At 65.2% G+C, this 12,583-nt stretch carries 5 protein-coding genes; all 5 read left to right on the top strand.

The features are described from left to right. Positions 1 to 81 precede the first annotated feature (81 nt). The 5 genes from rplL (at position 82) to OJA40_RS02090 (ending at position 12,475) form a co-directional block, all read left to right on the top strand. Complete coding sequence (gene rplL, locus OJA40_RS02110; protein ID WP_011404503.1) at positions 82 to 465, top strand: 50S ribosomal protein L7/L12; 384 nt, start codon at positions 82 to 84, stop codon at positions 463 to 465. 580 nt (positions 466 to 1,045) lie between these two features. Next, the gene (gene rpoB, locus OJA40_RS02105; protein WP_263791512.1) at positions 1,046 to 4,909 is read left to right on the top strand and encodes a DNA-directed RNA polymerase subunit beta; all 3,864 of its coding nucleotides are present in this window, start codon (positions 1,046 to 1,048) and stop codon (positions 4,907 to 4,909) included. A gap of 111 nt (positions 4,910 to 5,020) precedes the next feature. Then, positions 5,021 to 9,367, top strand: coding sequence for a DNA-directed RNA polymerase subunit beta' (rpoC, locus tag OJA40_RS02100; protein ID WP_208426654.1), 4,347 nt, complete (start codon positions 5,021 to 5,023; stop codon positions 9,365 to 9,367). Positions 9,368 to 9,476: 109 nt separating this feature from the next. Further along, on the top strand, positions 9,477 to 10,964 hold the full coding sequence (locus tag OJA40_RS02095; RefSeq protein WP_263809863.1) for a DUF92 domain-containing protein: 1,488 nt from the start codon (positions 9,477 to 9,479) through the stop codon (positions 10,962 to 10,964). 158 nt (positions 10,965 to 11,122) lie between these two features. After that, the gene (locus tag OJA40_RS02090; protein WP_208427518.1) at positions 11,123 to 12,475 is read left to right on the top strand and encodes a dicarboxylate/amino acid:cation symporter; all 1,353 of its coding nucleotides are present in this window, start codon (positions 11,123 to 11,125) and stop codon (positions 12,473 to 12,475) included. Positions 12,476 to 12,583: the final 108 nt, after the last annotated feature.

The following is a 12,583-nucleotide window of genomic DNA, read 5'->3' as shown; positions in this document are numbered from 1 at the left end:
CACACTCGCCTTAATTCGCGGCGCAGCGCCGATTGTGGTCGGCGCCAAGACCGCCGCAGGACCAACTACACAATCAAACCTATGGCTGACATCGAAGAACTCGCCGAACAGCTTGTTGGGCTTACCATCCAGGAAGCCAACGAGCTCGCGAATCATCTTGAAGAGGAATACGACATCCAGCCGGCCTCGGCGGGAGTTGCCGTGGCGGCCGATGGCGGAGGCGGTGCCGACGGAGATGCCGAGGAGGAAGAGCAGACGGCATTCGACGTTGTGCTCACCGGCATTGGGGGCAACAAGATTCAGGTTATTAAAGAGGTCCGCTCCATCACGGGCATGGGCCTCAAGGAGGCCAAGTCGCTCGTGGACGAGGCACCGAATCCGGTGAGCGAAGGCGTTTCCCGGGAGGAGGCCGACGACCTCAAGGCGCAGATTGAAGACGCCGGGGGCGAGGTTGAGCTCCAGTAGGCGCCTGCCTCCACATGAATGAGCAAAGCCAAGACCGGGCGGAGACGAGCCCTGTCGCGCCGGTGAGAGGCTTCTTGCCCGCGAAGGCCGATCCTGGACGATTCGGGTCCCGTCCCGAACGTGCTCGGGATTGGCCTTTGGCTTCTTTGGGGGGAATCCCCCGAAAACCTGAAGGGCGGCCCTGAAACAAACCGTCACGGACGACCGTAGATGCCGTCCTGTCTGAGTGTACTTTCTCGGGTGAGCCTTGCCCGCGGGGCCTCTTGCTCAGCCAGGGCCTGTGTCTCATGCCGGAAGCGGTGGTTCCGGCGGTCGTCTTCTCCATCTTTGAGCCCGACTCGTGGACTGTCGCGAATGAGCCTGCAAGGCCGGTCGCAGAACGGCGCTGCGCATCCTGACGTACCGAGCACCGGAACGGCGGCTTGTGGTTTGACCGGTGGCTCACGTGCCTGCGCCCCCCGACGACAGACATGACTCCCCCTGCTTCCGAGGCCCCACGCACGGTGTTCGCACCCGTGCCGTCCGGCGTGTCGGATGTTTTGCGAACGCAGTATATTCACGCGAGCGATACCTACAGCCTATGCCGACCTTTTTAAACGGAGACATCACCACCCCCGGTCACCTTGTGGACCCGGATCCGCGCGAAAGCTTTGCGGACATTCCGGAGGTGTGGGATTATCCGGACTTCCTGGACGTCCAGCTGAAGACGTTCCACGACTTTGTGCAGGACGACGTGCCGCCCGCCGACCGGGAGGACGTTGGCCTCCAGGCGGTCTTCAACGAGCACTTCCCGATCAAGGACAACCGGGACCGCTACACCCTTGAGTTCGTCAACTACGAGCTCGACGCCCCGAAGCACACGGTTGAGGAGTGCATCGCGCAGGGCCTCACGTACTCGATTCCCCTAAAGGCCACCCTCCGTCTCACGAGCAAGGAGGAGGAAGGGGGCGAAGAGGCGATCGAGGCGATCGAGCAGGAGGTATACCTGGGGACGCTTCCGTTCATGACCGACCGCGGGACGTTCATCGTGAACGGAGCCGAACGGGTAATCGTCTCCCAGCTCCACCGCAGCCCCGGTGCGTTCTTCGAGAAGGAGATTCACTCGAACGGCACGGAGCTGTTCAGCGCCCGCGTGATTCCCTTCCGCGGGTCGTGGATGGAGTTCTCCACGGACGTCCGTGACGTGCTGTGGGCCTATGTCGACCGCAAGAAGAAGGTGCCCGTCACCACGCTGCTTCGTGCGCTGGGCTTCTCCAGCGACGAGGAGATCGTGAAGATGTTCGACCTGGCCGACGCGGTTGACATCGGCGACCAAGACGAGTTCGAAGAGCACCTCGGCCGCGAGCTCGCAACAAGCGTCACGATCGAGAAGACGATCGAGATTGTCGACGAGGACACCGGAGAAGTGGTCGACGAAGAGATGGAGCGCGAGGTGCTGCTGCCCGCCGAGCACGAGCTGGAGGAGGGGGATTGGGAGGAGCTCGACGAGTACGACGTGAGCCGCCTCTATCTCGTGCGAGAGGATGTTGAGGACGAGGCACTCGACAAGAGTACGCTCGTGGAAACCCTCCAGAAGGACGCCTCCCACACAGAGGAGGAGGCCCTTGAGGTCATCTACGAGAAGCTGCGCGGGAGCGAAGCGCCCGATCTCGACTCCGCCCGGGAGGCCCTTGAGCGACTCTTCTTCAACGAGGACCGTTATGACCTGGGCGATGTGGGGCGTCACCGCATGAACGCCCGGCTGGACGTCGACGTGGACACCGACGAGAAGGTCCTCACGAAGGAGGACGTGGTCGGCATCGTCCGTGAGCTCATTCGGCTCCAGAATGGAGAGAGCACGGCCGACGACATCGACCACCTCAGCAACCGCCGCGTGAAGTCCGTTGGCGAGCAGCTTGGGTCCCAGTTCTCCCTGGGCCTGGCCCGCATGGCGCGGACCATCAAGGAGCGCATGAATCTGCGGGACGCCGACAAGTTTACGCCGAAGGACCTGGTGAACGCCCGGACCATTGAGAGCGTGATCAACACGTTCTTCGGGACCAACCAGCTCAGCCAGTTCATGGACCAGACCAACGCCCTGGCCGAGATGACCCACAAGCGCCGCATGTCGGCGCTGGGGCCGGGCGGGCTGACCCGCGAACGGGCCGGGTTCGAGGTTCGAGACGTCCACCACACGCACTACGGGCGGCTCTGTCCCATCGAGACACCGGAGGGGCCGAACATCGGGCTGATGCTGTCCCTCTGCGTCCACTCCACGATCAACGACTTTGGCTTCCTGGAAACCCCCTACCGCGTGGTGGAGGACGGCCGGGTGACCGACCGGGTCGAATACCTCTCGGCCGAAGAGGAGGACCAGGCCACGGTGGCCCAGGCCAACGCCCCAATCGACGACGACGGGCACTTCGAGCGCGACGAGGTGCGCTGCCGGCACCAGGGAGACTTCCCCATCGTCGAGCCGGAGGAGGTCGACTACATGGACGTGGCGCCGAACCAGATCGTCTCGCCGTCGGCCAGCCTCGTGCCGTTCCTCTCCCACAACGACGCGAACCGCGCGCTGATGGGATCGAACATGCAGCGGCAGGGTGTGCCGCTGCTCCGAAGCGACTCCCCGATCGTCGGGACCGGTCTCGAGGGACGGGTGGCGAAGGACTCCCGCTCCTGCGTGGTGGCCGAGGGCGAGGGCGTCGTCGAGTACGTAGACGCGGAGCGCCTCGTCGTGCGCTACGACGAAGAGCAGGACAAGACCGACCTGACCTTCGGCGAGCCGGTTCAGGAGTACGAGCTGACCAAGTTCCGCCGGACCAACCAGGGCACGTGCATGAACCAGAAGCCCATCGTCCAGGCGGGCGACCGCGTGGAGGAGGGCGAGGTCCTCACCGACGGCTTCGCGATGGAGAAGGGCGAGCTTGCCCTCGGCAAGAACGTGCTCTGTGCCTTCATGCCCTGGCACGGGTACAACTACGAGGACGCCATCGTGATCAGCGAGCGCCTCGTGGCCGACGACGTGTACACCTCGGTCCACATCGAGGAGTTTGAGCACGAGGTGCGCGACACGAAGCGCGGTGAGGAGGAACTGACCCGCGAGATTCCGAACGTGAGCGAGGAGGCGACGAAGGACCTCGACGAGCGGGGCATTGTCCGCGTGGGGGCCGAAATCACCCCGGGCGACATCATCGTCGGGAAGATTACGCCGAAGGGCGAAACCGACCCCACGCCGGAGGAGAAGCTGCTCCGCGCCATCTTCGGGGACAAGGCCGGGGACGTGAAGGACGCGTCCCTCAAGGCCAAGCCGGGCATGGAGGGCGGCGTCGTGATCGACACCAGGCTCTTTAGCCGCCGTGAGCTCGACCCGGCCTCCAAGAAGATGGAGGAGAAGCGCCTCGAAAACATCGAGAGTGATCACGAGCGCAAGCTGGACGACCTCAACGAGCGCTTCTGGGAGAAATTCTTTGCCCTGGTCGAGGACGCGACGAGCGCCGGCCTCGAAGACCGTGAGGGCGAGGTCCTCCTCACGGAAGGCGCGGCCTTTGAGGAAGACGCCTTCGACGAGGTCGACCCGTCCGACCTGAGCACCCGTGCCGAGTTCACCGAGGACGAGGAGCTGAATGGCCAGATCAGCACGCTCCTTCGGAACTACAAGTCGCGCCGCCGCGACATCGAGGGCACCACCAAGCGCCAGAAGCACCAGGTCGAGATGGGCGACGAGCTGCCCTCCGGCGTCGTGCAGATGGCGAAGGTCTACGTGGCGCGGAAGAAGAAGATTGAGGTGGGCGACAAGATGGCTGGCCGCCACGGCAACAAGGGCGTGATCGCGAAGATTGCGCCGGTCGAGGACATGCCGTTCCTCGACGACGGCACGCCTGTGGACCTGGTGCTAAACCCGCTCGGGGTGCCGTCCCGGATGAACCTGGGACAGATCTACGAGACGCTTCTCGGCTGGGCGGGCGACCGGCTTGGGGTCAAGTACGCGACCCCGATCTTCGACGGCGCGTCGCTCGAAGACGTGGGCGACGAGCTGGAGAAGGCCGGCCTCCCCCGCGACGGAAAGGTGCAGCTTTACGACGGGCGCACCGGCGAGCCGTTCGACGAGAAGACGACGGTGGGCCAGATCTACATGATGAAGCTGGAGCACCTTGTCGAGGACAAGATGCACGCCCGGTCCATCGGCCCCTACAGCCTCATCACGCAGCAGCCGCTGGGCGGAAAGGCTCAGTTCGGTGGGCAGCGCCTTGGGGAGATGGAAGTCTGGGCCCTTTACGCCTACGGGGCCTCCAACACGTTGCAGGAGATGCTCACCTTCAAGTCCGACGACGTCGAGGGCCGCTCCGAGGCCTACGAGTCGATTGTGAAGGGCGAGAACCTGCCCTCGCCCGGCGTCCCCGAGAGCTTCAACGTGCTCGTCCGGGAGCTTCAGGGGCTCGGGCTCGAGGTGACGCTCGACTAATTGCGGAGTGCGAAGTGCGAACCGGCGACTCGGTCTGCGGGCCGTGTTCGTCACTTCGTTCGCTCCCCCCCTCCCACTCCGCACGATCCATTCTAGATTTAAATACCGCATATGCCGTACGGTAATTCCAAGGAGATCGAAACTGACTTCGACAGCATCACCATCAGCCTGGCCTCCCCGGAGGACATCCTGGAACGGTCCTACGGCGAGGTAATGAAGCCCGAAACGATCAACTACCGGTCGTTCAAGCCCGAGATGGGCGGGCTCTTCTGCGAGAAGATCTTCGGCCCGGTTAAGGACTACGAGTGCCACTGCGGAAAGTACAAGCGCATCCGGTACAAGGGGATTATCTGTGACCGGTGCGGCGTGGAGGTCACCCGGAAGGCGGTCCGCCGAGAGCGCATGGGCCACATCTCCCTGAGCGTGCCGGTGGTCCACATCTGGTACTTCAAGACGCTGCCCAACAAGATTGGGCACCTGCTTGGGCTCAAGTCCAAGGACCTGGAGAAGGTCATCTACTACGAGAACTACATCGTCATCCAGCCGGGCACGGCCGAGCGGCTTGGGGTGGAGGAGAACCAGCTCCTGACGGAGGAGGAGTACTACGAGATCCTCTACCAGATCCGGGACGACAACAACCGCCTCCAGGACGACAACGAGGAGAAGTTCATCGCCAAGATTGGTGGCGAAGCGGTCGAGACGATGCTCGAACGGCTCGAGCTCGACAAGCTCGCCCAGGAGCTCCGCTACCAGGTGCGAACCGAGACGAGCCAGCAGCGCAAGTCGAAGGCGCTGAAGCGGCTTGACGTGGTGGAGGCCTTCCGCGAGGCCAACGAGGACGGCACCAACAAGCCAGAGTGGATGGTGATGCGCGTGATTCCGGTCATTCCGCCGGAGCTGCGCCCGCTCGTCCCCCTCGACGGCGGACGGTTTGCGACCAGTGACCTGAACGACCTGTACCGCCGGGTCATCATCCGCAACAACCGGCTCAAGCGCCTCATCGACATCAAGGCGCCGGAGGTCATCCTGCGGAACGAGAAGCGGATGCTGCAGGAGGCGGTCGACTCCCTCTTCGACAACAGCCGCAAGTCCAACTCGGTGCGCGGCTCCTCGAACCGGCCCCTCAAGAGCCTCTCGGACATGCTGAAGGGCAAGCAGGGGCGCTTCCGCCAGAACCTCCTCGGCAAGCGCGTCGACTACTCGGGCCGCTCGGTCATTGTCTCCGGGCCGCACCTGGAGCTGCACCAGTGTGGGCTGCCGAAGGAGATGGCCGTCGAGCTCTTCAAGCCGTTTATCATCCGCCGCCTTATCGAGCGCGGCATCGTCAAGACGGTCAAGAGCGCGAAGAAATACGTCGACAAGAAGACCGAGGACGTGTGGGACATCCTGGAAAAGGTGATTCAGGGCAGGCCGGTCTTGCTCAACCGTGCCCCCACGCTCCACCGGCTCGGCATTCAGGCCTTTCAGCCCGTCCTCACCGAGAACAAGGCCATCGAGATTCACCCGCTCGTCTGCCCGGCGTACAACGCCGACTTCGACGGGGACCAGATGGCCGTCCACGTGCCCCTCTCGCACGAGGCCTGCCTCGAGAGCATGGTGCTCATGCTGTCGAGCCACAACGTCCGCAGCCCGGCCGACGGCGGCCCGCTCGCCGTGCCGAGCCAGGACATGATTCTGGGCCTCTACTACATCACCAAGGCGAAGTCCAACCAGAAGGGCGAGGGCATGCGCTTCGCCAATGTTCAGGAGGTGCGGCAGGCCTTCGACCAGGATCAGGTGGCCCTCCACGCCAAGATCCAGCTCCGCGACCCCGACGGGTCCGGAGAGATGATCGACACGACCGTGGGCCGCGTCATCTTCAACGAAACGCTGCCCGACACGCTCGACTACGTCAACGAGGTTCTGAGCACGAAGAACGTGCGGCCGGTCATTGCCCGCGTCCTGAAGCAGACCGGCTTCGAGGAGACGGCGGACTTCCTGGACGCGATCAAGGACATGGGCTTCCGCCGCTCCACGACCTCGGGCATGACGTTCTCCCTCTCCGACATCATCATTCCGGACGAGAAGGAGGAGCTCATCGAAGAGGCCAACGAGACGGTGGAGGAGGCCGAACAGAACTACTCGATGGGCTTCATCACCGACAACGAGCGCTACAACCAGGTCATCGACGTCTGGACGAAGACGAACAACAAGGTCTCCGAGGTGCTCTTCGACGCCCTGAAGGAGCACAAGGAGGGCTTCAACCCCATCTTTACGATGGCCGACTCCGGGGCTCGCGGCTCGCAGGAGCAGATTCGCCAGCTCGGCGGCATGCGGGGCCTGATGGCGAAGCCGCAGAAGAACATCGGCGAAGGCGGCGGGGGCGGTGAGATTCTCGAGAACCCGATCCTCTCCAACTTCAAGGAGGGCCTGACGGTGCAGGAGTACTTCATCAGCACCCACGGGTCGCGGAAGGGGCTGGCCGACACGGCGCTCAAGACCGCCGACGCCGGCTACCTCACGCGCCGCCTCGTCGACGTGTCCCAGAGCGTGACGGTGACCGAGCACGACTGTGGCACCCTGCGCGGCATCAACGTTGGCGCGCTGAAGGACAACGAGGAGGTCGTCGCGCCGCTTTCCGACCGCATCACGGGGCGGGTGTCGGTCCGCGACGTGTACGATCCCCACACCGACGAGCTCATCGTGGAGGCGAACGAGCTCATCACCGACGAGATTGCCGACGACATCGCGCAGACCTCCATCGAGGAGATCGAGATCCGGTCGGTGCTTACCTGTGAGGCCGAGCGCGGCGTGTGCACGCTCTGCTACGGCCAAAACCTCGCCACCGGCCGCATGGTCGAGGTGGGCGAGTCGGTTGGCGTGGTCGCCGCCCAGTCGATTGGGGAGCCGGGCACGCAGCTTACGCTCCGGACCTTCCACACCGGCGGCACCGCCACGCGCGAGGTCGGCGAGTCGACCATTCAGGCGAAGTTTGCCGGCACGCTTGAGTTCGAGAACCTCCGTACGGTCACGTACGAGGACACCGACGGGCCGAAGGAGGTCGTGCTCTCCCGGCAGGGCGAGGTCCGAATTATGGACACGGACGGCGACCGCCGCGAGCTGACCAGTTACGTCGTGCCGTACGGCGCCGAGTTGCTGGTCGACGAGGGCGAAGACGTCGAGGACGGAGACGTGCTGGCGAGCTGGGACCCCTACAACAGCCTGATCCTCACGGAGGCCAACGGCACGGTGCGGTTCGAGGACATTATCGAGGACACCACCTACCGCGAGGAGACCGACGAGCAGACCGGGCACAAAGAGAAGGTCATCGTCGAAAGCCGCGAGCGGACCCTCACGCCCGCCGTCATCGTCGAGACCGACGATGGAGAGCAGCGGGAGTACAACATGCCCGTCGACGCGCGCATCCAGGTCGACGAAGGGGATGAGGTACAGGCCGGCCAGACCCTCGCGAAGATGCCGCGCCAGGCCGCTCAGACCAGCGACATTACCGGTGGTCTGCCGCGCGTGGAGGAGCTCTTCGAGGCCCGCACGCCGGACGAGCCGGCCGTCGTCAGTGAGATTGACGGCATCGTCAGCTTCGGCGATCAGAAGCGTGGCTCCCAGGAGGTCATCGTGACCAGCCGCGACGGGGACATGGAGAAGAGCTACATGGTCTCCCTCTCGAAGCACATGCTGGTCCACGAAGGCGACTACGTGGAGGCGGGGGACCGGCTCTGTGACGGACAGATTGCCCCGCACGACATCCTGTCCATTAAGGGGCCACGGGCGGTGCAGGAGCACCTTCTCAACGAGGTGCAGGAGGTGTACCGCCTGCAGGGCGTCGACATCGACGACAAGCACTTCGAGGTCGTGATCCGGCAGATGATGAAGCGGGTGAAGATTACCGAGCCGGGCGACACCAACTTCCTCGAGGAGGATCAGGTGGATCGCCAGAAGATGGCGAGCATCAACGACGACCTGTACGACAAATTCGTCGTCAAGGACCCGAGCGACGCGAACGTCGAGATTGGCGAAGTCATCGGCCGCCGGCGCCTGCGTGAGCTCAACTCGGAGCTGAAGCGCGAGGACAAGCCGGAGATTGAGGTCCGCGAGGCTCGACCCGCGGTTGGGGAGCCGCTACTCCTCGGCATCACGAAGGCGTCCCTCGCCACCGACTCGATGATCTCTGCGGCTTCGTTCCAGGAGACGACGAAGGTGCTCACGAACTCCGCCATTCGGTCCCGGACGGACCCCTTGGAGGGGCTCAAGGAGAACGTCGTCGCGGGCCACTCCATCCCTGCGGGCACGGGCCAGCGCGAGTACCGCGACCTGGTCGTGGGCTCGAAGTCCGAGCTCGAAGAGCTGCAGGCGGCCATCGGCGGCGACGGCGAAAGCCCGGGCGGCGACGGGGCTGCCGGCGACGGTGCGCCGAGCGAGGAGGACGTCGAGCAAATCGAGGCGTCCGGCTCCGAAAACTAGCCTCCACTACTTTGCATAGCGTCTTTCCGCCCCGGTCGCGTCCCCAAGCGTGCCGGGGCGGTTTTGTTTTGGGGCGGTGTCGTTGTTCAACAGCGAACCCTCTGTTCGAATGCCTGGTCTTCCCCTTTCTGGAACGGAGAGCCTGATGGTTCTGGGGGCATTGGTCGGGCTCGGGGGGCTTGTCGGGCTCGGGGAGAGCCTCCGTGCCTGGGGCCTCCGCGCCTCGACCACACGCCGCCTCGTCCACACGGGCGTCGGTCTGTTCGTGGCCGCCACCCCTGTTCTGTTCGGGCGGCCACTGCCGGTCTATCTGCTGGCGGGGGCCTTCACGGTGGCGAACGCGACCGCCCGGGCTCGGCACTGGTGGCCCGGCATTCATGCGGCCCGGCCGGAGAGCTGGGGCACGGTTGCGCTGCCGATGTCCGTGATCGCGGCGCTGGGCATGACGTGGTCCATCGCTCCGGACCGTCTGTTCGCGTTCCAGGGGGCGTACCTCGTGCTCGCCCTGGCGGACCCGGCGGCGTCGTGGGTGGGCGAACGGTCGACGAGGTCGGAGGCTGTTCCCCTGGACGCCACTGTGCCGGGCAGCCTCACGTTTGCGGGCGTCGCCTTCGGGCTGTCGGTGCTCGTGCTCGGAGGCGGCACCTCGTGGGGCCTGGGGACGGTGGTTGGAGCGGCGACCGGAGCGGCCCTGATCGCGACGCCCGTGGAGGCGGTCAGTGGACGGGGCTGGGACAACCTTTTCGTGCCGGTCGCGCTGGTTCTCGTGTGGGTGCCGGTGCAGGAGGGGACCCTCCGCATCGGCGCTCTCGGCGGGGCGCTCCTCGTGGGCATCCTGTTCGGGGGGCTCGCCCACGGGGCGGATGCGCTGGACCTGCGAGGCGCCGCCGTTGGGGGACTGTTTGCCGCGTCGCTGGTGGGGCTCGGCGGAACGGCCTGGGCCGTTCCGGGGGTGGTGTTCTTCGGGTTGTCGAGCGCACTGACCTACGTGCAGGACGACCGCCACGAGGCAGCTGCGGCCGGCGCCCCCCGGCGGACGGAGGCCCAGGTTCTGGCGAACGGAGGGGTGGCGTGGGCGGCGCTGGCCGGATCGGCGGTCGTGCCGTCTGGGGGGGCGATGCTCGCGGGCGGCTACCCCGTCTTCGTCGGGGCCCTGGCCGCGGCCGCGGCGGATACGTGGGCGACGGAAGTGGGCACGCGTTTCTCCACGGCCCCGTGGTCGCTGCGCACCGGGCAGCGAGTCGCCGCCGGCACCTCCGGGGCGGTGTCGGCCATGGGAACAGTCGCGGCGATGCTCGGCGCGGCGAGCGTGGCGGGGGCGGCGGTGCTCACGAACGGCCCTGTGACGGGGGACGTGCGGGGGGACGTTGTCCTGCTCGTGGGGGCGGGGCTGCTGGGCATGGCCACCGACAGCCTCGTGGGGGCCTTCCTCCAGGCGCAGTACCGGGCCGATGCGGGGGAGTGGAGGGAAACGCCTCCGGCCCAAGGGGCCGTGCCCGTGCGGGGATGGGCGCCAATGGGAAACAATGCCGTCAATTTTGTGGGCACGACCGTAGGGGGCGGAATCGCGCTCGCAGGCGTCCTGCTGGTGGGATAGCCGCGTTGCGGCCGGGAGGGGGGCCGTTTTGAAGGCAGGCACCTGCGCTCCTCCCGAGCCGGCGGGGTTGTGGAGGAGGACGATGTGCCTTTAGTTTAGGCGTGTCAAGAAACGCAGAGCGCCCTTTCTGTCTCCTCCGCGTCAAGTAGAGTGTGCTTATGCCCTGGTACAAGAAGCTTCACTGGCAAATTATCATCGGGCTCGTGCTTGGCCTCGTCTACGGGGTCGTCGCCGCGTCCGCCGGATGGGGCCAATTCACCAGCGACTGGGTCGCGCCGTTCGGGACGATTTTCCTAAACCTCCTCCAACTCATTGCGGTGCCGCTTATCTTGGCGTCGTTGATTGTGGGGGTGGCGTCGCTTGGCGACCTCGAACAGCTGTCGCGGATTGGGGGAAAGACGCTGGGGATTTACATCTTGACCACCACCGTCGCGCTCGTGATTGGGCTCGTCCTGGTTAATACCCTTCAGCCGGGCCGAACCGTGCCGCAGGAGATGCGCACACAACTGGAGCAGACGTATCAGGGCGACATTGAGCAGAACATGGAGGTGGCCGAACAGGCGGAAGGGCGTGGCCCCCTGCAACCGCTGGTCGACATCGTGCCGTCGAACTTCTTCGAGTCGGCCTCGGACAACGGAAATATGCTCCAGGTCGTCTTCGTGGCCCTGTTCCTCGGGGTCGTGCTCCTCCTGCTTCCCGGTGAGAAGTCGGAGCCGTTGCTGGCGGTTTTCGACAGCTTATTCGAGGCGATCATCAAGGCGGTGGAGATCATCATGCTCACGGCGCCGGTGGGGGTGTTTGGGCTGCTGGCCGATGCGATTACCTCGATTGCCGCCGAGAGTCCCGCGGACCTTGCCAGCCTCCTCGGTGCCCTCGGGTTTTACTGCCTGACGGTGGTGATCGGGCTCGCGATCATGGTGTTTGTGGTCTACCCCATCTTTATGCGGCTCTTTACGTCCATCTCAATCCCGGACTACTTCCGGGCCATCGCCCCGGCACAGCTGGTCGCCTTCTCCACGTCGTCGAGCGGGGGCACGCTGCCGGTGACAATGGAGGTGTCGGAGAAGAACCTCGGCGTTTCGGAGCAGGTCTCCTCGTTCGTGCTGCCCCTGGGGGCCACGGTCAACATGGACGGGACGGCCCTCTACCAGGCCGTCTCGGCGGTCTTCATCGCACAGGTGCTCGGCATCAGCCTGGCGTTCACCCAGCAGCTCAACATCGTCCTGATCGCGGTGCTGGCCTCCATCGGAACCGCGGCGGTGCCGAGTGCGGGCATCGTGATGCTCGTCGTGATTCTGGAGTCGATCGGGGTGCCGAGTGCCGGCCTCGCCCTCATTCTCGGCGTCGACCGTCCGCTCGACATGCTTCGAACCACCAACAACGTCACGGGCGATACCATGGTCGCGTCCGTCGTGGCGGCCACGGAAAACCAGCTCAACTTCCCCACCAACGGCGTGAGCGTCGCGACGACCGACGTGCAGGGCGGCGTCCGCGAGGAAACGGCGAGGTAGGGACGAAACAATCGGGTCACGTTCGGGGGGCGGGGCGCGCGTCCGGGAAACGGCCGTCGCCCGTCCCGTTGCATGCCCGTGCACAAGTTGATCACTACCCCTCCCGTA

It is taken from the genome of Salinibacter pepae (assembly GCF_947077775.1).
Lineage (GTDB): Bacteria > Bacteroidota > Rhodothermia > Rhodothermales > Salinibacteraceae > Salinibacter > Salinibacter pepae.
This window is presented reverse-complemented; position numbering and strand designations above follow the sequence as displayed.

What these genes read in the sequence shown, in the direction of transcription:
- rpoC (WP_208426654.1), top strand. Translation starts at nt 5,021, where the DNA reads ATGCCGTACGGTAATTCCAAGGAGATCGAAACTGACTTCGACAGCATC.
- rpoB (WP_263791512.1), top strand. Translation starts at nt 1,046, where the DNA reads ATGCCGACCTTTTTAAACGGAGACATCACCACCCCCGGTCACCTTGTG.
- OJA40_RS02090 (WP_208427518.1), top strand. Translation starts at nt 11,123, where the DNA reads ATGCCCTGGTACAAGAAGCTTCACTGGCAAATTATCATCGGGCTCGTG.
- rplL (WP_011404503.1), top strand. Translation starts at nt 82, where the DNA reads ATGGCTGACATCGAAGAACTCGCCGAACAGCTTGTTGGGCTTACCATC.
- OJA40_RS02095 (WP_263809863.1), top strand. Translation starts at nt 9,477, where the DNA reads ATGCCTGGTCTTCCCCTTTCTGGAACGGAGAGCCTGATGGTTCTGGGG.